This window comes from Streptomyces sp. NPDC058741 (assembly GCF_042746715.1).
Taxonomy (GTDB): domain Bacteria; phylum Actinomycetota; class Actinomycetes; order Streptomycetales; family Streptomycetaceae; genus Streptomyces.
The window spans coordinates 12711-35517 of the sequence record NZ_JBHYQH010000030.1 but is presented as its reverse complement, the minus strand read 5'-3'; the positions used below and the strand labels follow the sequence as shown (position 1 = coordinate 35517).

The window sequence follows — 22807 nt, the reverse complement described above, 5'->3', positions numbered from 1 at the left end:
ACTTTCGCGGTCTGCAGTGCCGCGAATCCTTTAGTCCGGTCGACCACGATTATCGTGGTCGACCGGACTGCTGATCCGGCAAGAATCTTCACACAGAGATGCAGAAGGTTGCCTTGAAGCTCACAGACCGCGTCATGCGTATTCATTATGTCGAAGGACAGGGACTCCTCGCCTCGGACTCTTTCGGCCGTATCCACCTGCTTGACGGCGAACTGAAGGTGATCCGCTCCTCGCCCCGGGTGAGCGAGGGGCGGCCGCTGTATGGCCTCACCGTCGCCGGCGGTTGGGTGATCGGCAAGGACCGCATGGGTGCCGTCCTGCGCTGGTCTCTCGACACATTCGACCTGGTGAACCGCCTGGATCCGGCTACGATCTGCGATCCCTCGACGCTGATCGAGGGCGAGGAACCGTCCCCGGCGAGCTCCCGCGGCATCGGAGTGTGGGACGGCCGCGTCTTTGTCACCAGCGGCTACCATCACCAGATGCTGGTCATCGACCTGAACAGCTTCGACGTGCTGGAGATTCGGCCCAATGTATGCGGTACCAGTCCCATGGAATGGGCAAGTACCGACCACCCGACCCTGCATGCCATATCCGACAAGGAAGGCAACCTCCGCTTTGGCAGCTTCAAGGATCTGGAATTTCCAAATCATGTGAAGCTGGACGACGGAAACATCCACCGCGTCCGCTACGATCGTCGGCACGACCGTTTTTGGTGCACGCAGGATTTCGGCGAGGGCGAAAACGCTGACATTGCCAATGGTGTTGTCACTGTGTCACCGAGTGGCGTGAAGGAAAGCGAGTTCCTCTTCGCGCGCGACGATGTTGAATTCGTTGGGTTCTCGCCCGACTTCACGCGAGCTTACTCCGGCGGATTCGACGGCGAGCTCTACATCTTCGACAACACCACACGTGACCTGCGGGTCGAACGTGTAGTCAGCGGATTCTCGCACCAGCTCAGCGACATCACCGTAAGCCCATCCGGCGATGTATACGTTCTGTGCCAGGATGGGGAGATCACCCAACTCACTCAGGACGGCTCCTTCGTCCGGTCAATGGGCTTCCGGCGGCAGGCCGTCTGGGACATCCAGCCCTCGGCCGAGGACCCGACCGTCCTGTACTGCGCCACGGATTCCGGTGTCGCGGTCGTCGAGGTGCAGCAGGTGGCGAGCGGGCCGACCCTGCGCATCCTGGAAAATCACGAAACGGGCTTCGGCTTCACCCGCCGGATCGCTCCGGTCGACGGTGGCTGGGTGGGGATCAGCCGGGACCGGCGTGTCTTCCGGGCCCGACCCTGTGGGCAGATCCTCTGGAGCAAGCACCTACCTGAGGGGTTGCTCCACACTGTCGCGGCCTCCCCCGATCGTTCGCGCCTCCTGATCGCGAGCAACGCCGGCGCCGTGGAGCTTGATGCCGAGCGTGGCCAAGTGCTGGCGAGGCTCGGCGTGGACGGGCTGCCGGTGTGGGCCGCGACGTATCTGCCGGATGGTGAACGAGTACTGGCCACCCGCAATGGCGTCATTGCGGTCTTCGACAAGAGCGGCGACGAACCGACGTGGCGCCTGGACCAGGGGGAATACCCCAAGCGCATGTGGGCTCAGGACGGCTTCCTCTACGTCGTCGGAGACGGCGGAGTGAAGGAGATCGCCATCGGCCAAGGCGTCACACGCCGGTGGAAGGATCTACTCTCCAACACCGCCGAGAACGCCACGATCAGCGACGGTCTGGTGTGCGCCAGCTCGTACGGCATGCAAGTCGCCGCTTACACCTACGAGAGCAACGATTTCGTGGGTTTCATGGAAGACCTGCCGGACTACCCCAAGGCGCTGACCATCGTCCGCGACACCGACGGTCGACCCCACCTGCTCGTTGGCTGCCGCACGGGCCTGATGTCGCTGTACCGGATGGACAAGCCGGCGGAGGAAGGTACGTTCGCCAAGTTGGAGGACCGCTGGCTGCCGGGCCGGCCGGCACGGTTCACACTGACCCACGAAGACATCGCGGCAGACTGAGACAACGTACGAATGACCCAGCAAACTGTCCCGGAGCCCTCAACTGCCCCCTGGCGGAACCGCCGTTTCCTGGTTTTCGCCACCGGAAACTTCGTCAACAACCTCGGTGAGGCGGCCTACAAGGTGGGCCTTCCGCTGTTCGTGTACGAGCTGACCGGCTCCCTGGCGACGATGTCGCTGCTCGCGGCCCTAGCCCCCCTCACGCTGCTGCTCAGCCCATGGCTGGGAGCGGTGGCAGACCGCTGGGGACCCCGTGTCTTCGTCGTCCCCGGGCTGCTGATACAGCTTGCGAGCGCGGTGGCGCTGAACCTCACCGTGCTGACCGGGCGGTCCTCCACCGCGGTGCTGTTCTGCCTGGCCGCGTTCGTGCAGCTGGGTGGCGAAATGTATCGGACGGGCTGGATCACCGGTGTGCCGACCATGTTCCCGAACAACGCCGCCCGATCCCGGGCCGTCCTCAGCAGTTTGTTCGTGACATCCAACATCGTCGGCCCGTTGCTCGTCGCGGTGGGCGTCGGGCTCATCGGATACCTCGGACTGCTGTGGTTCAACACCGCCACCTTCCTCGCCCCGATCATCGTCTGGCTGCTCGGTATCCACCCGCCAGCGAAGGAGCACGTACGACGAGACGGCGAGGCCGGGCGCCGGCCGAGCCTAGGCCGCGACATCCTGGACGGCTGGCGCATCGTACGAGCCGAGAAGCGAGTGCTGTACGTACAGCTGACATCGCTGCCGCTGCATTTCGCCAGCGGGATCGGCGTGCTGTCCTTCATGGTGTGGTACCTGCGCGACCACTGGCACATGCCCGCAAGTGGGGTCAGCGCCGCCCAGGCTGTCGCGAACGTCGGCGCGCTGGCTGGAAGCATCTACATCGCGGCTCGGGCCCGCACCCGACCTCGCATCGTCCTGGCCTTCTCGGCGATCATCATGACGACCGCCCTGTTTGCCATGGCGCTTCCCTCCGCCGGGGCTTTCGTGTTCTGCATGGTGGCCTTCTTCACCATGCGATCGGCCATGACCGCCGTCACAGCGATGATCGTCGTCAAGTATCTGCCATCAGACGTCGTCGGCAGGGCCGAAGGCTTGTTCAACCTCATGAGTGGCATACCGATCCTTCTCGCTCCCCTCCTGATCCCCCTGGTGCAGCAGACGTGGGGCAGCACCGCCGTCCTGGTTCTCCTGGGCCTGGCCGCGGGGCTGTCACTGATCTGCCTGGCCCGCTTCTGGTCTTCCTGGAGCGATGCGGACGCCGACCCGAGCAGCGCCGTGCTCGGCAACCCGCCCGTCAAGTAGCCGAACAGCGAGGACTGCAATATGCGCACAATCAACTTGCTTCCCAACCCCACCGGACACGCCGCCCCCGTCACTCATGTCGCCCTGCGCGCCGACGGGAAGCGGCTGACCAGCTGTTCCTATGACGGGACCGTTCTGATTTGGGACACCACCGAGCCCGCAACGCCTCGGATACTGCACCGGCTGCGACACCGGCGCCTGGTCAACGCCTCCGCATGGAACCCCGTCGCCCCAGGTCTGCTGGCGACCGCGTCGGCAGACAAGACCGTCGCCGTGTGGCGAATACCGAGCGAGGGTGGGCCGGCCGAGTTGATCAACGTCCTGGCCCGGCACACCGACGACATCAACTCCGTGGACTGGATGCCCGACGGCGAACGCCTCGTGTGCGTGTCCGAGGACGGCCGGGCCACCATGTGGGATGCGCTGAGCGGCGCCTTTCTCTCCGAGGCCGGCTCTCACACTGCGCACTGCATGGCGGTGGCGGTCAGTCCAGAAGGACTGGTCGCCACGGTTGGAGAGGACGGCATGGTGGCCGTGCGCCGGCCCGGCACAGAAGCCGACTCCGCCGTCCGACACTACGACTCCTCCATCGAGGGCTGCGCTTGGTCCCACTCCGGCAAGATCCTCGCAGTGGCCCGCGACGACGGCTCAGTCGACCTGCTGACCGGCAGGCTGGAACACCTGCGCACGCTGGGAGTCTCCGACTCCGCGGCTCGCACGGTCGGTTGGTCCGAGGACGACTCGTCCCTCGTCGTCGGGGCGTATGACGGCTCACTGCACTTCTTCGACGTCGACGGCGACAGGACGCACCAGGTGTACGACGCCCGGGTGTGGCCGCGCTCGGTGTCGGTGGCCGCAGGCGTGGTGGCAGTCGGCAGCTTCTGGAACGGCCCGCACCTCTACAGCCTCACTGACGCCACCGAGGTCGCGGTCCCGGATGCCCCGAATCACGGGCCCAACGCGATGGCTGCCCATGGCAGCGAGCTCTTCATTGGCTGTGACTCGGGTGTGGTTTTCACCGTAGACGTGGGTGAGACAGCGAACGCATCCGGGTCCCCGGCGGTCCGTGCGCTGCAGCTGTCCGAGGGGCCGGTCCTCTCTCTCGCCGCCCGCGACGGCGCCATCTACGCGGGTACTTACGCCGGCCATGTGATCGGACTGCGGGACGGCCGCCGGATCGTCAGCGAGCAGCTTGGCGCTCCTCTGCCTTCCCTCTGCTTCGACGGCGACTCCCTGGTGGCCGGTACTTACAACGGTGAGCTTGTCGTGCTCGATACGCTGACGCTCACCGTGACGGCCCGCCGGCGGGCTCACGACGGATCGGTGAAGTCACTCACCGCTCTGCACGGCGGCTTCCTGTCTGGGGCCACCGACCGCACCGTCTCCGCAGGAACCGTGCACGAGCGGAGCACTCTGTGGGAGCACGGCAACCTGGTGAACGCTGTGGCGGTGCTCGGTGACCGCGTAGCCGCCAGCGCCTCCCGCGACCACACGGTCAAAGTCGGCAGGATCGCTGCGTCCGGCAACGCCACATGGCGAGCGGAGGAGGTCCAGACCCTGCTCGGGCCAGACGAGTCGGTCAAGTGCATCGGCCTGCTCGGAGACCGCGACAACCCGGTGGTACTGGCCGGGTCCTACGACTTCGGCCTGTACGCGTGGCAGGTGGAATGGGGGACCACGGCGCAGACCCTGACCTCGGGCCGACTACTGACGGAATTCGCCCAGGGAATTTCCTGCATGACCCCGCTGGACGGTCAAAGCGTCGTGGTTGCAGGCTGGGACGGACGCATCCTCGTCGTTGGCATCGGCGCGGACGGTGAGACGAGCATTCGCCAGAACTGGCGCATCGACGATCTGGCTGGCCAGGCCGACATCCGCGAGGAGGCTACGACAGCATGAATGCCCCCGCCCCCCGGACTCCAGCAGTGCTCAACCCACCAGCGGCTGTACGCGCACGTGTGGGCGTCACCCTCCACCGGGCCGACGGCCAGCGGGCCGAGCTGGTCACTTTCACCGGCCTTCCAGACGCAGAAGAGCACATCGCCATGATCGTGGCGAAACCTTCGCGTGGCGTTCCCGTCGTACGCGTGCACAGTGAATGCCTCACCGGGGATGTCCTCGGCTCTGCTCGCTGCGACTGCGGACCGCAACTCGACGAGTCCCTAAGGCGTATCGCAACCGAGGGGGGAGCTGTGCTCTACCTCCGTCAGGAAGGACGGGGCATCGGCCTCTACAACAAGCTCGACGCTTACCTCCTCCAGGACCAAGGAGCGGACACCTTCGAGGCGAACGAGCTCATCGGCCGGGACGCGGACGAGCGCGACTACCCGGTCGCGGCCACGATGCTCCATGTCCTGGGCATGGATCGGATCCGGCTGCTCACCAACAACCCTGACAAGGTGGCACAGCTGCGGGAGCACGGCATCGATGTCGTGTCCGCCGTCCCCACCGAGGTGCACCTCACCGCGGAGAACACCCGCTATCTGGAAACCAAGGCACTTCGGGGCAGCCACACCATCTCGGTAGGAGATGCATCGTGAAACTGACGGACGTGGCGGATTCCCCGCACTTTAAGGAGCACGCAGCCCTGGCCCGGCGGTCCGACGTGCGGCCACCGGCCAAGGCGGCCCAGACCCTGGCAGCGCTCGGGCCCGAACAGCTGGCCTCCCATGTGGAGAACCCGGACGCCCCGCTGCCGGACAGACTCGCCGCCGGCGGAATTCTGGCGCTGATCGGCGACCCTCGTATCCGCAGCGGCAGTCCGGCGACGTGCTTCGTCTCGGGCGGAACCGTGGAGATCGGCCTCGATCCCGACTCTGTCGACACAGTCGTCTCCGACTGGGAGCACGTCGGTGTCGTCCGGTCCTGGATTGACAAGGAGACCCCTGCCCACACGGTAGTTCTGCAGGACTTCTGGATCGGCCGCTATCCCGTCACCAATGAGGAGTACCGGGACTTCCTCGACGACACCGGTCACGAGAGGCGCCCGAGTACCTGGTATCTCGGTGCCTATCCCTATGACCGCAGCAACCACCCCGTGGCGGGGGTGCAGCCCGAGGACGCAGATGCCTACGCGGCCTGGCTGAGTGGCCTATCCGACCATCCGTGGCGCCTTCCCACCGAGGCCGAATGGGAACACTCTGCCAAGGGGAGGGAGAACAGAGAGTTCCCTTGGGGAAATATGTTCGAGTCGCATGCCGCCAACACGCGGGAGACGGGGATACACACGACCTCTCCCGTCGGTGCCTTTCCTGCCGGGCGCTCTCCGTACGGCGCGTACGACATGGGAGGGAACGTCGAAGAGTATGTGGCGGACATGTACACCCCCTACCCCGGCGGTCCCTATGTGGCAGACCACCTGGTGGAGACGACGGGCGCCTACCGGGTCGCACGGGGCGGAAGCTTCTCCCGCTTCGGGGATCTCACCCGCACTCGGCGCAGACACGGAGCCTTCCCCGGCCCGCTTTACCCTGTGGGCTTCCGCCTGGCCACGAGTGAATGCCCTCCGGCATGACCGCAGGGTATGTGAGAAGTGATCTTGTGTCGGGGTTCGTCAGGTCAGTCCGAGGGCGGTGAAGGGCCCCCGGTGGTTGCGGGTGGTGCGGCGGAGGGGGGCGGCGATGTTGGTGTGGTCGTCCTGGCGATGGACGCCGATGGCGAGATGCGTGGGCCGGCCCTGAGGCGGTGGGGCAGGTGCCAGGTGCGGATCTTGGAGGCGTCCTCGTGGAAGGGGCGGTCGCCGGACGTGGTGGAGTTTGGTCTCGATGAGCCACTGGCGGCGGATCCAGGCGACGAGTCCGCTGCCGGTGGCGGCGCAAGGTGGCAGGCTCGTGAACAGGTAGATCCGTTCGATCGTCAGCTTGCTGTGCCCGGATCGTGCCTCCAGCGCACGGCTTGGAGGGCCTGGCGGGCGTGCGGGGGAGGGGGGAGAAAGGGGCGAAGGCGTCGATCTTCGGTCGGCAGATCTCCTCGCGGTGGTGAGCCCAGGTGCGTTCGATCCGGTCCAGACAGATGTCGTACCGGCTCCCGCTGACACTGCCCACCCGGTCGCCGTCGGGCCGCCCGTGGACAGCTGGAGGTCGGCGAGCTGCAGGATGCCGCCGCCGTTGTTCCGGGTGACCTCCAGCCGGACGTGCCGGTACTCGGCGGGCTCGGCCAGGTCGTACGTCTTCGTCTGGAACCGCTCCTGGAAGGACTCCCCGGAGCGGGTGTCGAGCGTCGTCCACTCCTTGCCGTCGGCCGGCCCCTTCAGGGGCCAGTCCCGGGGGTCGCGCTCGTCGGCGTCGTTGGCGGACGTCGGCGCGTAACACGCCAGTCTGACCTGTTCGTCCAGGTCCATCTCCACCCAGCCCGTGGGCACGGAGGTGAGCCGCTTGGTGCTCGGTTCGCCGTCGACGAGGTTCTCCTCCACCTCCCCGCCGCCCGCGTTCTCGGAACTGGCGCGGACATCGGTGACCCGGTCGGTCACGTTGCCCGGTATGCCGCTGCTGTACCCGCCGTCGACGCCCGAGGCGCGTTCGCCGCCGTCGGCACCGGTGCCGACGGTGTTCAGCCTGTCCGGAGACGGGCCGTCCGCCTCGAAGGAGGACGTGCCCCCCCGATCGGGTTTCCAGGGGGCCTGGGGCAGTGCGACCGCAACGCCCTGCGAACTCAGGGCCAAGCGAAGGCGGTCGCCGACACGACCGCCGACCCCCATCTGCGCCGAGCTTTCCGCTGCATCAACAGGTACCCTCCCTCCGCAGCGGACAACGTTGTCACCATCTCTGTGCAAGGACCAGTAGTTGCTCAAGTGTCATGCGGTGTCAAGGGTGTTGCCTGTGGTGTTCGAGCGCGACCGCAAGCATTCTTTCTGCGTGCGACCTGCGAGCCGCTCATCCTTCCGCGAGGTCTCAACTCGGATAAGACCCACGGCCAACCTTGCGTTCGATCTTGATCCGCTGGCGGGAAGTGGACTATACCTGTCGGGCGATTCGCACGACGCACACGTCACCACCCGCACTTTCCTGCACGACCCAGCTTGACCCGATCGCGGTGCCGGGAAGGATCCGGTTCACCGCCTGAGTCCTGGAGAAGGCGAGGACTTGAGCATGGGATCCACTTCCGCCGAGAACCACGGCACCGAGGGTGTCGGCCGCCGTGATCTGATCAGAAGGTCCGCCGCGCTCGGGCTGATCTCCGTCCCCACCATGAGCTTCCTGTCCGCCTGCGCGAGCAGCGGCGGCGGCGACAGCGGCGACAAGGCCAAGGCCGGCAAGAAGACCGCGAAGAACCCGCTCGCCGTCAACGACACCGCGGGCATGGAGTTCGTCCTCTTCGACGGCGGCTTCGGCAAGGAGTACGCCGAGGACGCGGTGAAGATCTACGAGAAGAACTTCCCCACGGCCCAGGTGAAGTTCTCCGCCACCCAGAAGATCCAGTCCACCCTGCAGCCCCGCTTCAACCAGGGCACCCCGCCGGACCTCATCGACAACTCCGGCGCCGAGCAGATGGACATGGGCGTCCTCGTCGGCAAGAACCAGCTCAGCGACCTCACCCCGCTGCTGGACGCGCCCTCCTACGACGACCCGGCCAAGAAGGTCCGCGACACCCTGCGTCCCGGCATCGTCGAGATGGGCCAGTTCGACGGCGAGAAGGCCTGGATCCTCTACTACGCCTACACCGTGTACGGCGTCTGGTACTCGCAGAAGGCCCTGGACTCGCTCGACGAGCAGTACCCCGAGACCTGGGACCAGATGCTCGCGGTCTGCGCGAAGGCCAAGAAGAAGGGCATGGCGGGCTGGACGTACGCGGGCAAGTACCCGTACTACATCCCCTTCTCGCTCTACCCGATGATCGGCAAGGTCGGCGGCCGCGAGGTCCTCGACGCCATCGACAACCTGGAGCCGAACGCCTGGAAGCACCCGGCCGTCAAGGCCTGCTTCGAGGCGTACTACGAGCTCTACAAGAAGGGCTACGTCCTCAAGGGCACTCCGGGCCTGGACCACATCCAGTCGCAGACCGCGTGGGCCGAGGGCAAGGCGCTGTTCCTCCCCAACGGCTCCTGGGTGGAGAACGAGTCGGCGAACGTCATCCCGAAGGACTTCGACCTGGCCGTCTCCGCGCCCACCGGCCTCGACTCCTCCGACAAGATGCCGTTCGGCACCATCTGGGCCTCCGGCGGCGAGCCCTTCATCGTCCCGGCCAAGGCGAAGAACGCCGCGGGCGGCATGGAGCAGCTGCGCATCATGCTCAGCGAGGCCTCGTCGAAGAACTTCACCAGCAAGGTGAAGTCGCTGACCGCGTACAACGGCGGCACCGACGGCATCGCCCTCACCCCCGGCCTGAAGTCGGGCGTCGCGGCGCTGGACAAGGCCGGCGAGAACGTGGTGAACCCCCGTCTGCAGGACTGGTACGTCCAGTTGCAGAAGGAGAAGATCGGTGTGTCCGGCCTGGGTGAGATGATGGCCGGCCGCCTCACCCCGGCCGAGGCCATCAAGAGGATCCAGGGCTTCGCCGACGAGGCGGCCAAGGACGACTCCATCAAGCACTACAAGCACCAGTAACGGCACCGGACTTTCATGTCCGCAACGGCACCGGAGTGGCGATGCAGCACGGCAAGTACCGGTTCATCGTGGGTTTCCTCGCGCTGCCCCTGGGGCTGTACGCGCTCTTCGTGGTCTGGCCGTTCCTCCAGTCCATCTACTACTCGTTCACGGACTGGACCGGCCTGAGCCCCGAATTCGAGATGGTCGGTTTCGGCAATTACAGCCGGATGCTCGACGACGAGATCTTCTGGAAGTCGTTGCAGCACAGCCTGCTGTTCGCCCTCCTGCTGCCGGTGGTGACGATCGGCCTCGCGCTGTTCTTCGCCTTCATGATCAACGTGGGCGGCAGGAAGAGGAAGAACGGCCCGGTGGTCACCGGTGTCCGTGGCTCCTCCTTCTACAAGATCGTCTACTTCTTCCCGCAGGTCCTCTCGATCGCCATCGTCGCGCTGCTGTTCGCGTTCGCGTACAACCCGGACAGCGGCGCGATCAACTCGCTCCTGCGCGGGATCGGCCTCGACGGCGTCCAGCCGCTGTGGCTCGGCGATCCCGGCCTCGCGCTGTGGGCCGTGACGGCGGTCCTCGTCTGGTCCACGGTCGGCTTCTTCGTGGTCCTCTTCTCCGCCGGTATGGCCTCCATCCCGGGGGAGATGTACGAGGCGGCCCTGCTGGACGGCGCGAACCGCGTCACCACGTTCTTCCGCATCACCCTGCCCCTGCTGTGGGACACCGTGCAGTCCGGCTGGGTCTACATGGGCATCCTCGCCCTGGGCGCCGAGTCGTTCGCGGTCGTGCAGATCATGACGACCGGGCCGGGCGGCCCCGACTACTCGACCACCGTCATGGTCCTGTACGTGTACCAGAAGGCGTTCCGGGACGGGCAGGCCGCCTACGCCACCACCATCGGTGTCGCCCTGCTCGTCGTCACGCTGGCCTTCGCCGCCGTGGTGATGCGGCTGGGCCGCCGCGAGCGGCTGGAGTACTGATGAAGACGACCGGAACCCCCGCTCCGCTCCCGGCCGAGTCCGGTGCCGTCCTGGCCAAGGAGGACCTCCCGCCGGCCCCGCCGACCCGGGAGAAGAAGGAGGGCACGGTCCTCAACGTCTTCTCCCACGGCGTCCTCGTCCTCTGGGCCTTCATGGTGGTCCTGCCGCTGCTCTGGGCGGTCATGACGTCCTTCAAGGACGACCGCTCCATCTTCAGCTCCCCCTGGTCCCTGCCGGACTCCCTGCACTTCGACAACTGGTCGCGGGCGTGGACCCAGGCCAACATGAGCGACTACTTCCTCAACACCGTGCTGGTGGTGGGCGGTTCGCTCGTCGGCACGCTCGTCCTCGGCTCCATGGCCGCCTACGTGCTGGCCCGCTTCGACTTCCCGGGCAACCGCTTCATCTACTACCTGTTCATCGGTGGTATGAGCTTCCCGATCATGCTCGCGCTGGTCCCGCTGTTCTACGTCGTGAACAACATGGGCCTGCTGAACACCCTCCACGGCCTGATCCTGGTCTACATCGCCTACTCGCTGCCGTTCACGGTCTTCTTCCTCACGGCGTTCTTCCGCACCCTGCCGACCTCGGTGGCGGAGGCGGCGTTCGTGGACGGGGCGTCCCACAGCCGCACGTTCTTCCAGATCATGCTGCCCATGGCCAAGCCCGGCCTGATCAGCGTCGGCATCTTCAACTTCCTGGGGCAGTGGAACCAGTACATGCTCCCGACGGTGCTCAACACCGACCCGGACAAGCGCGTCCTCACCCAGGGGCTGGTGCAGCTGGCGGTGAGCCAGGGCTACAAGGGCGACTGGTCGGGGCTGTTCGCGGGCCTGGTGATGGCGATGCTGCCCGTCCTCGCCGCGTACGTGATCTTCCAGCGGCAGGTGGTGCAGGGGCTGACGGCGGGGGCGCTGAAGTAGCCCGGGGCGCCGCCGGGGCGGTAATGCGGCGCGCACCCACCGGGGCGGGCGACCGCCCGGCTCATCCGGACGGAGCCGCGGAGGCGCCCGTACGGGTCATCTGCGCGGGTCTCGCGCGGCACCCCGCACAGGCTGCGGGTGAGGGCGCGTGCCCGAGAGCCGGAGACCCGGAAGGATCACCCGTGCCAGCTCCCCGACAGGGCCCGAGGTGGAAGGGCGTCGCCGTCGCGGCGGCCGTGGCCTGCGCCCTGTCCGCTGCCACCCCGGCCGCGGCCGAGGCGCCCGGCGGCCGGACCGCGCCGGCCCCCGTCCCCACGCCGGCCTGCGCGCCTGCCCGTACGCACCGGGCTACTCCTGCGCGGCCGTCGAGGTCCCGCTCGACCACCTGCGTCCCGGCGGGCGCCGGATCGGACTGGCCGTCGTCAAGCGGCCGGCGACCGCCCCTGACCGCCGGGGCGGTTCGCTGTTCTTCGACCCCGGCGGCCCTGCCCGGGGCGTACGAGCTGCTGCCCCGCGAGCTGCGTGAGCGGTTCGACGTCGTCAGCGGGGACCCCCGTGGTGTCCGGCGCTCGACGGCCGTCAGGTGCTACCGCTCCGCGGACGAGTTCACCGCCCGGGCCGCGCGGGTGCCGGACGGCTTCCCCGTCGGCAGCCGGGAACGCGAGGACTGGATCTCCGCCTTCGCCGAGCTGGGCCGGCTCTGCGAGCAGCGCGTCCCGGGCCGGCTGGGGCACGCCTCCACCGCCGACACCGCCCGCGACCTGGATCTGCTGCGCCGGGCGGGGGGCGACCGGAAGCCCACCTACCTCGGCGTGTCCCACGGGACGTTCCTCGGCGCCACCTACGCCGACCTCTTCCCGCACCGGGTCCGGGCGATGGTCCTGCACGGCAACGTCGATCCGGTCCGGTGGGTGCGGACGCGCCCTCGGCTGCCCACCGAGCTGCGGCAGGGAGCCGACGTCGGGTCGGCCCGGACCCTGTCCCGCTTCCTCGCCCTGCGCGGCGGCACGACGGCCGACCGCCGCGCCTCCTCGGCCGGCACCCCGCGGGCCACCCGGGACAAGTACCAGCCGGCTGCGGCGCCTGCGTGAGCGTCCCCGGGGGGAGTGGACCTGTGCGGCCACCGCCGCTGCGGTCGTCAACGGCCTCTACGTCGTCGACCCCGGCTGGACCGAACGCGCCCAGGCCCTCCAGGCGCTGTGGGAAGGCCGCACGCCTTCGCTCGCGGGGCCCAGCGGCACCGTCGGGACTCCCCGGCCCCCGGTGCCCGCGGAGGGGGACGAGGAGCCGGTGTACCCGGAGGTGGAGCCGCCCTACGCCGTGGAGTGCTCGGAGAGCCCCAACCCGCGCCACCCACGGCGCTACCCCGCCCACGGGTGGTACGCCCGGGCCCGCTCCGGCGAGGTCGGGCGGTACTGGGCCTGGCCGCCCGAACCGTGCGCCACCTGGCCCGCGCGGGCGGCCCACCGCTACACGGGACCCTGGAGCCGTTCCACCGTCCCCGTCCTCACGCAGGACGAGGAGCAGCTCGTTCAGCAGGACCTGTACCGGGACGAGCAGATGGCCGCCAGTCTCACCTGGTGGCACCGGTTCAGAGGCGACCGGATCCTGCTCGCCGCGCACGACGGCCATGGCGCGCTGGTCAGCGACAGCCCCGAGTACCCCCGCCCGCAGGGCGCCTTCCTCCGCGACCGCTTCGGCGGCGGCTACGTCAGCCTGCGCACCGGCTTCGGCCGTGGCTCCTTCGTGGCCTACGGCCCCGACACCACCCTGGGGACCTTCACGGCCGGTCCCCCCGGCCCCGGCAGCAACGAGCACAGGCTGGAGCGGGTGCCCTTCCGGGACTGCCTGCTGGATCTGCGCACCGTCCCGGAACCCGCCCGCCGGTGGCTGAGCGTGCCACGCCCCACCAGGGAGATCGGCACCGTGTGGCCCGTCCCGCCGGCCCCCACGGCGCTGCGGCCCAGTTCGGACCCGCTGGTGCACCTGCACCGGGTGGAGGCGGCCCGGCTGCTGCCGGAATGACGGCCGGAGCGCCCCGAGCCTCCTTCCGTAGCGGTCCGCGACGACATGCGCACACCCCGGAATCGGCTCAACCTCTTGACGGGAGGCAACCCGAACGGCTCAGCTTAGAGTTCACTAGTTGGACATGGACGGGGTCTCATCGATGCGGCCCCGCGCGCAGGAGGTCGTCGTGGAGACTCCGGGGTCGCAGTCATCGCTGCACCGAGCCAACCTGGAACGGGTCGTACGTGCCGTGCGCCTGGCGGGCTCCCTCACCCAGGCCGAGATCGCCCGTACCACGGGCCTGTCCGCGGCGACGGTCTCCAATATCGTGCGGGAGTTGAAAGAGAACGGCACCGTCGAGGTCACCCCGACCTCGTCCGGCGGCCGCAGGGCCCGCAGCGTCTCCCTCAGCGGGGACGCCGGCATCGTCATCGGCGTCGACTTCGGTCACACCCACCTGCGCGTCGCCATCGGCAACCTGGCCCACCAGGTCCTCGCCGAGGAGTCCGAGCCCCTCGACGTCGACGCCTCGTCGACCCAGGGCTTCGACCGCGCGGAACAGCTGGTCAGCCGCCTGATCGAGGCCACGGGCGTGGACCGCTCCAAGATCGCCGGCGTGGGCCTGGGCGTCCCCGGCCCCATCGACGTCGAGTCCGGCACCCTCGGCTCGACGGCCATCCTCCCGGGCTGGACCGGCACCAGGCCCGCCGAGGAGCTCCGCGGCCGTCTCGGCGTCCCCGTGCACGTGGACAACGACGCCAACCTCGGCGCCTTGGGCGAGATGGTCTGGGGCAGCGGCAGGGGCAAGCGCGACCTGGCGTACATCAAGGTCGCGAGCGGAGTCGGCGCCGGCCTGGTGATCAACGGCAGAATCTACCGGGGCCCCGGGGGCACCGCTGGAGAAATAGGGCATATTACACTCGACGAATCCGGCCCGGTCTGCCGCTGCGGCAACCGCGGCTGCCTGGAGACCTTCACGGCCGCGCGCTACGTGCTGCCGCTCCTGCAGTCCAGTCACGGCACCGATCTGACCATGGAGGGCGTCGTGCGGCTCGCACGGGACGGAGACCCGGGCTGCCGTCGGGTGATCGCCGACGTCGGCCGCCACATCGGCAGTGGGGTGGCCAACCTCTGCAACCTGCTGAACCCGAGCCGTGTCGTGCTCGGCGGTGATCTCGCCGAGGCCGGCGAGCTGGTGCTCGGGCCCATCCGGGAGTCCGTCTCGCGCTACGCGATCCCCAGCGCGGCACGGCAGTTGTCCGTGCTCCCCGGGGCTCTCGGCGGCCGCGCCGAGGTGCTCGGGGCGCTCGCCCTGGCCCTCAGCGAGATGGGCGATTCGACGCTTTTGGACGGGACTGCGGCCGGGGCGCTGCAGGCGGCCACGCCTGCCTTCACTTAGAGAACGGATGGCACCGTTGCCATCTCGTTAAGGATTTACTTCTTGACGTCGCACGTATGGCCGAGTTGACTTCCAGCCACCTCGGCCGCAATGTCGCGGCCTCGTCAGGGAGGTTTCTAGAAGTGAACACGCGTATGCGCCGTGCCGCCTTTGCCGTTGCCGCCACCGCCATGGCCGTTTCCCTCGCCGCCTGTGGCAGCGCCAAGGAGGCCGACGGCGGAAGCGACTCCTCGAAGGACGCGGCCGCCAAGAAGGGCGACAACATCAAGGTCGGTCTCCTGCTCCCGGAGAACCAGACCGCGCGTTACGAGAAGTTCGACCGGGTCCTGATCGAGAAGCAGATCAAGGAGCTGACGAACAACAAGGGCGAGGTCGTCTACGCCAACGCCAAGCAGGACGCCACGGTCCAGAACCAGCAGGTCGAGACCATGATCACCAACAAGGTGGACGTGCTCGTCCTGGACGCGGTGGACGCCAAGGCGATCGCCAACTCGGTGAAGAAGGCCAAGGACGCCGGCATCCCCGTCGTCGCCTACGACCGCCTGGCCGAGGGCCCGATCGACGCCTACACCTCGTTCGACAACGAGCAGGTCGGCAAGACCCAGGGCGAGGCCCTGCTGAAGGCCCTGGGCGACAAGGCCAAGGACGGGCAGATCGTCATGATGAACGGGTCGATCACCGACCCGAACGCCGCCCTGTTCAAGAAGGGCGCCCACTCCGTGCTCGACGGCAAGGTGAAGATCGGCAAGGAGTACGACACCAAGGAGTGGAAGCCGGAGAACGCCAACAAGAACATGGAGGGCGCCATCTCCGCCCTCGGCAAGGACAAGATCGTCGGCGTCTACTCCGCCAACGACGGCATGGCGGGCGGCATCATCACGGCCCTGAAGGCCGGCGGCTTCGACAAGCTGCCGCCCGTCACCGGCCAGGACGCCGAACTCGCCGGTGTGCAGCGCATCGTCGCCGGTGAGCAGTACATGAGCGTCTACAAGCCGTACGCCCCCGAGGCCGAGGCCGCCGCGAAGATGGCCGTCGCGCTCGCCCGCGGCGAGTCCCTCGACTCCGTCGCCAAGGACAAGGTCGACAGCCCCACCACCAAGGGCGTCCCGTCCGTCCTCGTGCCGGTCGTCTCGCTGACCCAGGAGAACATCAAGGACACCGTCATCAAGGACGGTGTCTACACGGTCGACGAGATCTGCACCGCCAAGTTCAAGGCGGCCTGCGACAAGCTCGGCCTCAAGTAAGCGGTCCCGCGACTCCCGCCGGCCGCACGGCCCGCGGGACAGCCGCGCACAGCTCCTCCGGCGCCCCGCAACACCAGCCCCGCAAGCTAGGCGGGGCGCCGGACGGAACCCCCCTCCCACTCTTCTGCACAACCTCCCGCCGGGTCAGGCGGCGAAGGAGATGGTTCACGTGTCCGCTACGCCCGTGCTGGCGTTGCGCGGGGTCTCCAAGCGATTCGGTGCCGTCCAGGCGCTCACCGACGTAGAGCTTGAGGTCCACGCCGGTGAGGTGGTCGCCCTGGTCGGCGACAACGGCGCCGGAAAGTCCACGCTGGTCAAGACGATCGCCGGCGTGCACCCCATCGATGAGGGCGTCATCGAATGGGACGGCAGGGCCGTCCAGATCAACAAGCCGCACGACGCCCAGCACCTGGGCATCGCGACCGTCTACCAGGACCTCGCGCTGTGCGACAACATCGACGTCGTCGGCAACCTCTACCTCGGCCGGGAGATCCGCAAGCGCGGTGTCCTCGACGAGGTCGAGATGGAGCGCCGCTCCCGTGAGCTGCTCCAGACGCTGTCGATCCGCATCCCCAGCGTCCGCATCCCGATCGCCTCGCTCTCCGGCGGTCAGCGCCAGACCGTGGCCATCGCCCGTTCCATGCTCGGCGAGCCCAAGCTGGTCATCCTCGACGAGCCCACCGCCGCCCTCGGCGTCGAGCAGACCGCGCAGGTCCTCGACCTCGTGGAGCGGCTGCGCGAGCGCGGCCACGCCGTGATCCTCATCAGCCACAACATGGCCGACGTCAAGGCCGTCGCGGACAAGGTCGCCGTCCTGCGCCTCGGCCGCAACAACGGCGTCTTCGAGGTCAAGTCGACCTCGCAGGAAGAGATCATCTCCGCCATCACCGGTGCCACGGACAACGCCGTGACCCGCCGTGCGGCGCGCAGCAACGGGGAGGCTCAGAAGTGAGCATCGACAAGACCTCCACGCCCACCGGCGAGGTCATCATGGAGAACCCCGAGGCGGCCGCCGGTTCCGACACCGCCGTCGACCCCCGGCTGCTCGTCCGGGAGCAGGGCCTCGCGGGCTACCTCAGCGAGTTCAAGCGCAAGATCCGCGGCGGTGACCTGGGGTCGATCCCCGTCGTCGTCGGCCTGGTCGTCATCTGCGTCATCTTCCAGAGCCTGAACTCGGCCTTCCTGTCCGCGAAGAACCTCAACGACATCTCCGTCGCCATGGTCGCCACCGGCATGATGTCCGTCGGCATCATCTTCGTGCTGCTGCTCGGGGAGATCGACCTGTCGGTCGGCTCGGTCAGCGGTGTCTCCGGCGCCGTCTTCGCCGTGCTCTCCATCACGCACGGCGTCAACGAATGGCTCGCCCTGCTGATCGCCGTCGTCGGCGGAGCGCTGATCGGCGCGCTGCACGGCTTCTTCTTCGCGAAGATCGGGGCACCGGCCTTCGCGGTCACCCTGGCGGGGTTGCTGTTCTGGAACGGCTTCATGCTCCAACTGCTGGGCGAGAACGGCACGATCAACATCGACAGCGACGGCGTGGTCGGACAGCTGACCACGCACTACTTCTCCGACGTCGCCGCCGCGTACGGCCTCGCGGCGCTCGCGGTCGTGGGCTACTTCGCCGCCGCCTTCCTCGACAGCCGCCGCCGCGAGGCCGCCGGCGTCCCGTCCCGGCCGCTGAGCGACATCCTGCTGCGCACCGGTCTGCTGGCCGTCGTCGCCTTCGCCGCAGCGGTCATGTTCAACCAGTACAAGGGCCTGCCCCTGGCGCTGCTGCTGTTCATCGTCGTGCTGGTCGCCATGGACTTCCTGGTCCGCCGCACCGCGTACGGCCGCAAGGTGTTCGCGCTCGGCGGCAGCGTCGAGGCGTCCCGCCGCGCGGGCATCAACGTGGTCGCGGTCCGGGTCTCGGTCTTCGCCATAGCGGGCCTGTTCGCCGCGGTCGGCGGCCTGTTCTGGGCCTCCAAGATCGCCGCCGCCAACCAGAGCGCCGGCGCCGGCGACCTGCTGATGAACGTCATCGCGGCGGCCGTCATCGGCGGCACCAGCCTCTTCGGCGGCCGCGGCCGCATCTGGAACGCCCTGCTCGGTGTCATGGTGATCACCTCGATCCAGTACGGCCTGGCCCTCCAGGGCACCGGCGCGCCGGTCCAGTACATGATCACCGGTGGCGTGCTGCTGGCGACCGTGGTCATCGACTCGGTCACCCGCAGGACGCAGCGGACGGCGGGCCGCGCCTGACGGCATCGGCGCCCGTCCCCGGACCTGTGCCCGGCACCCATGGCGGTGCCGGGCACAGCCGTGTCGTGGAACGCGCCGCGCCGGGTACGGCTATCGGGTGATGTACGACCCACCGCCCGGCCACCGTCCGCCATGGCGGAAGATTAGACTCGACACGCCCGGCAACAGCTCTACTGCAAGGAGGCACGGGTGCCGCTGCTGACCCGAATCAGGGGACCGCGCGATCTGGACCGGCTCAGCCTGGAAGAGCTGAACCGGCTGGCGGAGGAGATCCGGACCTTCCTTGTCGAAGCGGTCTCCAAGACCGGCGGTCACCTCGGCCCCAACCTCGGCGTGGTGGAGCTCACCATCGCCCTGCACCGGGTCTTCGAATCGCCCAAGGACAAGGTGCTCTGGGACACCGGCCACCAGTCCTACGTCCACAAGCTCCTCACCGGCCGCCAGGACTTCTCGAGGCTCAAGATGAAGGGCGGCCTGTCCGGCTACCCCTCGCAGGCCGAGTCCGAGCACGACGTCATCGAGAACTCGCACGCCTCGACCGTCCTCGGCTGGGCCGACGGCATCGCCAAGGCCAACCAGCTGATGAAGCGCGACGACCACGTCGTGGCCGTCATCGGCGACGGCGCCCTGACCGGCGGCATGGCCTGGGAGGCGCTGAACAACATCGCCGACGCCAAGGACCGCCCGCTCGTCATCGTCGTCAACGACAACGAGCGGTCCTACGCGCCGACCATCGGCGGCCTCGCCAACCACCTGGCGACCCTGCGCACCACCGACGGCTACGAGCGCTTCCTCGCCCGCACCAAGGAGGTCCTGGAGCGCACCCCGGTCGTCGGCCGGCCGCTGTACGACACCCTGCACGGCGCGAAGAAGGGCCTGAAGGACTTCATCGCCCCGCAGGGCATGTTCGAGGACCTCGGCCTGAAGTACGTCGGGCCGATCGACGGGCACGACCTGGAGGCCCTGGAGTCCGCCCTGGCGCGGGCCAAGCGGTTCGGCGGCCCCGTCATCGTGCACTGCCTCACCGAGAAGGGCCGCGGCTACCAGCCCGCCCTCCAGGACGAGGCCGACCGCTTCCACGCCGTCGGCAAGATCCACCCCGACACGGGCCTGCCCATCGCCTCCTCCGGCGCCGACTGGACCTCTGTGTTCGGCGAGGAGATGGTCAGGCTCGGCGAGGAGCGCGAGGACATCGTCGCCATCACGGCCGCCATGCTGCAGCCGGTCGGCCTCGACAGGTTCGCCAAGCGCTTCCCGGAGCGGGTCTACGACGTCGGCATCGCCGAGCAGCACGGCGCCGTCTCCGCGGCCGGCCTCGCGACCGGCGGGGTGCACCCGGTGTTCGCGGTGTACGCGACCTTCCTCAACCGCGCCTTCGACCAGGTGCTGATGGACGTCGCCCTGCACAAGTGCGGCGTCACCTTCGTCCTGGACCGGGCCGGGATCACCGGCACCGACGGGGCCTCCCACAACGGCATGTGGGACATGTCGATCCTCCAGGTCGTGCCGGGGCTGCGGCTGGCCGCGCCGCGCGACGCCGACCAGGTCCGCGCCCAGCTGCGCGAGGCCGTCGCCGTCGACGACGCGCCGACCGTGGTCCGCTTCTCCAAGGGCGCCGTCGGCCCCGCCGTACCCGCCGTGCGCCGCGTCGGCGGCATGGACGTGCTGCGCGAGCCCGGCACCGACCGCCCGGACGTGCTGCTGGTCTCCGTGGGCGCCCTCGCGCCGATGTGCCTGGAGATCGCCGGTCTGCTCGACAAGCAGGGCATCTCCACGACCGTCGTCGACCCGCGCTGGGTCAAGCCCGTCGACGAGGCCATGGCGCCGCTCGCCGAGGGACACCGCGTGGTCGTCACCGTCGAGGACAACAGCCGCGTCGGCGGCGTCGGCTCGGCGATCGCGCAGGCGCTGCGCGACGCGGGCGTCGACGTGCCGCTGCGCGACTTCGGCATCCCGCCGCGCTTCCTCGACCACGCCTCGCGCGCCGAGGTCCTGGCCGAGATCGGCCTCACCGCGCCGGACATCGCCCGCCAGGTGACCGGGCTGGTCGCCGAGCTGGACGGACGGTACGAGCGCGGCGCGGCCGAGGCCGTGGACGCCGTCGACCCGGTGGAGAGCGCGCGCGACTGAGGCGGGCCGAGCCGCCGAACGGGTTCGGGATGGGCCGGTTTCCCCACCGCGAGGGTGGTGCGACCGGCCCATTGGCGTGAATATGTCCATGCCCCGGGCATACGCAGGAAGCCACCTCTCGATCATGTCGAGGACGACAAGCGTGGAGGCCCCCGTGAGCAGCACCCTCTTCCGGACGAAGAAGATCGAGCAGTCCATCCGCGACACCGAGGAGCCGGAGCACGCGCTCAGGAAATCCCTGTCCGCGCTCGATCTGACCGTCTTCGGCGTCGGCGTGATCATCGGCACCGGCATCTTCGTCCTCACCGGCACCGTCGCCAAGGACAACGCCGGTCCGGCGGTGGCCCTGGCGTTCGTGGTGGCCGGTGTCGTCTGCGCGCTGGCCGCGCTCTGTTACGCCGAGTTCGCCTCCACGGTCCCGGTCGCCGGGTCCGCCTACACGTTCTCGTACGCCTCCCTCGGCGAACTGCCCGCCTGGATCATCGGCTGGGACCTCGTCCTGGAGTTCGCGCTCGGCACGGCGGTGGTCGCCGTCGGCTGGTCGGGCTACATCCAGTCGCTCATGGACAACGCGGGCTGGACGATGCCCGCGGCCCTGGGCAGTCGTGAGGGCGCCGACGTGTTCGGGTTCGACATCCTCGCCGCCGGGCTCGTCCTCGTCCTGACCGGCATCCTCGTCCTCGGCATGAAGCTGTCGGCGCGGATCACCTCGATCGTCGTCGCCATCAAGGTGCTCGTCGTGCTCGTGGTGATCGTCGCGGGCGCGTTCCTCATCAAGGCCGACAACTACGACCCGTTCATCCCGGAGGCGAAGGCCGTCGAGGCCGGCGGCAGTCTCCAGGCCCCGCTGATCCAGCTGATGTTCGGCTGGGCCCCGTCCAACTTCGGTGTAATGGGCATCTTCACCGCCGCGTCCGTCGTGTTCTTCGCCTTCATCGGCTTCGACGTGGTGGCCACGGCCGCGGAGGAGACGCGCAACCCGCAGCGGGACATGCCGCGGGGCATCCTCGGCTCGCTGCTGATCTGCACCACCCTGTACGTCCTCGTGTCGATCGTCGTCACCGGCATGCAGAACTACACCAAGCTCTCCGTCGACGCGCCGCTCGCCGACGCCTTCAAGGCCACCGGGCACCCGTGGTACGCGGGCTTCATCAGCTTCGGCGCCGCGGTCGGCCTGACGACGGTGTGCATGATCCTGCTGCTCGGGCAGACCCGGGTGTTCTTCGCGATGAGCCGTGACGGGCTGCTGCCGCGCTTCTTCTCGCACGTCCACCCGCGCTTCAAGACGCCGCACCGGCCGACGATCCTGCTCGGCGTGCTCATCGCCGTCCTGGCCGGGTTCACGCCGCTCACGGAGCTGGCGGCCCTGGTGAACATCGGCACGCTGTTCGCGTTCGTGGTCGTCGCGATCGGCGTGATCATCCTCAGGCGGACGCGGCCCGACCTGCCCCGGGCGTTCCGCACCCCGTGGGTGCCGGTCATCCCGATCCTGTCGGTGGGCGCGTCCCTGTGGCTGATGATCAACCTGCCGACGGAGACCTGGGTGCGGTTCGGCATCTGGATGGCGGTCGGCTTCGTCGTGTACTTCGTCTACGGCCGTACACACAGCCGGCTGGCCAAGCCCGAGCAGACGCAGGCGGCGGACCGGGTCTGACGTGCGGGGGCCGGGCCGCTACGGGCGGACCGTGCGCGGCCCGGCCACCTCCGCACCCAGCTCTCCGACCCGTCCGCGCAGTTCGCGGTCCGCCGTCACCACCAGCACCGCGCGCCCGCCGGCCGCGGCGACGACCTCCACGATGTGGTCGTCCCCGCTGCCCGGAGCCGGCGACACCCTCACCCCCGGCACCGACTCCACCCCCCGGGCCGCTCCTTCCACCACCAGCACGATCTCCACCGGCCCGGGCACCCCCGGCGCCCCGTCCACCGCCAGCCGGTCGCGCAGCCGCTCCGCCGCCCCCTTGCGGTCCCGCCACCACCCGTCGGGCACGGACCCGACGACGTTGGCGGCGTCGACGACGAGCAGGAGCGGCGCGGTGTCGTCCATCCGG

The 22807-nt window shown here is 68.7% G+C and carries 17 protein-coding genes and 1 pseudogene; 16 read left to right on the top strand and 2 right to left on the bottom strand.

Going from position 1 to position 22807, the window contains the following annotated elements:
- Positions 1–98 precede the first annotated feature (98 nt).
- The 5 genes from ACFW6P_RS22600 to ACFW6P_RS22580 are packed head-to-tail and all read left to right on the top strand — an operon-like array spanning position 99 to position 6819.
- The gene (locus ACFW6P_RS22600) at positions 99–2012 is read left to right on the top strand and encodes a WD40 repeat domain-containing protein (protein ID WP_386347658.1); all 1914 of its coding nucleotides are present in this window, start codon (positions 99–101) and stop codon (positions 2010–2012) included.
- Positions 2013–2024: 12 nt separating this feature from the next.
- Entirely contained in the window at positions 2025–3305 is a 1281-nt protein-coding gene (locus tag ACFW6P_RS22595; RefSeq protein ID WP_386347661.1) for an MFS transporter, read from the top strand.
- Positions 3306–3326: 21 nt separating this feature from the next.
- The gene (locus ACFW6P_RS22590; protein ID WP_386347663.1) at positions 3327–5204 is read left to right on the top strand and encodes a WD40 repeat domain-containing protein; all 1878 of its coding nucleotides are present in this window, start codon (positions 3327–3329) and stop codon (positions 5202–5204) included.
- Complete coding sequence (ribA, locus tag ACFW6P_RS22585; protein WP_386347666.1) at positions 5201–5845, top strand: GTP cyclohydrolase II; 645 nt, start codon at positions 5201–5203, stop codon at positions 5843–5845. The genes ACFW6P_RS22590 and ribA overlap by 4 nt, the downstream gene beginning before the upstream one ends.
- On the top strand, positions 5842–6819 hold the full coding sequence (locus ACFW6P_RS22580) for a formylglycine-generating enzyme family protein (protein ID WP_386424459.1): 978 nt from the start codon (positions 5842–5844) through the stop codon (positions 6817–6819). The genes ribA and ACFW6P_RS22580 overlap by 4 nt, the downstream gene beginning before the upstream one ends.
- A gap of 543 nt (positions 6820–7362) precedes the next feature.
- On the opposite strand, the pseudogene ACFW6P_RS22575 reads toward ACFW6P_RS22580, so the two are convergent.
- Positions 7363–8024, bottom strand: a pseudogene (locus ACFW6P_RS22575) (discoidin domain-containing protein); the annotation flags it as partial.
- Between the two features lie 368 nt (positions 8025–8392).
- On the opposite strand from ACFW6P_RS22575, the gene ngcE reads away from it, so the two are divergent.
- From ngcE to ACFW6P_RS22520, 11 genes are all read left to right on the top strand, one after another.
- Entirely contained in the window at positions 8393–9847 is a 1455-nt protein-coding gene (gene ngcE, locus ACFW6P_RS22570; protein WP_386347671.1) for an N-acetylglucosamine/diacetylchitobiose ABC transporter substrate-binding protein, read from the top strand.
- Positions 9848–9888: 41 nt separating this feature from the next.
- Positions 9889–10815 (top strand): carbohydrate ABC transporter permease, encoded by a 927-nt coding sequence (locus ACFW6P_RS22565; protein ID WP_386424457.1) that lies wholly within the window; start codon positions 9889–9891, stop codon positions 10813–10815.
- The gene (locus tag ACFW6P_RS22560) at positions 10815–11738 is read left to right on the top strand and encodes a carbohydrate ABC transporter permease (RefSeq protein ID WP_386424454.1); all 924 of its coding nucleotides are present in this window, start codon (positions 10815–10817) and stop codon (positions 11736–11738) included. Before ACFW6P_RS22565 ends, ACFW6P_RS22560 begins: the two co-directional genes overlap by 1 nt.
- Before the next feature lie 182 nt (positions 11739–11920).
- Positions 11921–12829 (top strand): alpha/beta hydrolase, encoded by a 909-nt coding sequence (locus ACFW6P_RS22555; protein WP_386424451.1) that lies wholly within the window; start codon positions 11921–11923, stop codon positions 12827–12829.
- A gap of 172 nt (positions 12830–13001) precedes the next feature.
- A complete protein-coding gene (locus ACFW6P_RS22550) occupies positions 13002–13763 on the top strand; it encodes an erythromycin esterase family protein (protein WP_386424449.1) in 762 nt (253 codons plus the stop codon).
- Positions 13764–13932: 169 nt separating this feature from the next.
- Entirely contained in the window at positions 13933–15144 is a 1212-nt protein-coding gene (locus tag ACFW6P_RS22545; RefSeq protein WP_386348088.1) for an ROK family protein, read from the top strand.
- 134 nt (positions 15145–15278) lie between these two features.
- Positions 15279–16388: a substrate-binding domain-containing protein gene (locus tag ACFW6P_RS22540; protein WP_386348091.1), complete on the top strand. Its 1110-nt coding sequence runs from the start codon at positions 15279–15281 to the stop codon at positions 16386–16388.
- A 160-nt stretch (positions 16389–16548) separates the two neighbouring features.
- A complete protein-coding gene (locus ACFW6P_RS22535) occupies positions 16549–17340 on the top strand; it encodes an ATP-binding cassette domain-containing protein (protein ID WP_386347682.1) in 792 nt (263 codons plus the stop codon).
- Positions 17337–18629: a sugar ABC transporter permease gene (locus ACFW6P_RS22530; protein WP_386347684.1), complete on the top strand. Its 1293-nt coding sequence runs from the start codon at positions 17337–17339 to the stop codon at positions 18627–18629. Before ACFW6P_RS22535 ends, ACFW6P_RS22530 begins: the two co-directional genes overlap by 4 nt.
- A 189-nt stretch (positions 18630–18818) precedes the next feature.
- The gene (gene dxs, locus ACFW6P_RS22525) at positions 18819–20759 is read left to right on the top strand and encodes a 1-deoxy-D-xylulose-5-phosphate synthase (RefSeq protein WP_386347686.1); all 1941 of its coding nucleotides are present in this window, start codon (positions 18819–18821) and stop codon (positions 20757–20759) included.
- 154 nt (positions 20760–20913) lie between these two features.
- The gene (locus tag ACFW6P_RS22520; RefSeq protein ID WP_386347688.1) at positions 20914–22413 is read left to right on the top strand and encodes an amino acid permease; all 1500 of its coding nucleotides are present in this window, start codon (positions 20914–20916) and stop codon (positions 22411–22413) included.
- A gap of 18 nt (positions 22414–22431) precedes the next feature.
- Here the strand turns inward: ACFW6P_RS22520 and ACFW6P_RS22515 are convergent, their stop codons facing one another.
- Positions 22432–22803, bottom strand: coding sequence for an NTP pyrophosphohydrolase (locus ACFW6P_RS22515; RefSeq protein WP_386347691.1), 372 nt, complete (start codon positions 22801–22803; stop codon positions 22432–22434).
- Positions 22804–22807 lie beyond the last annotated feature (4 nt).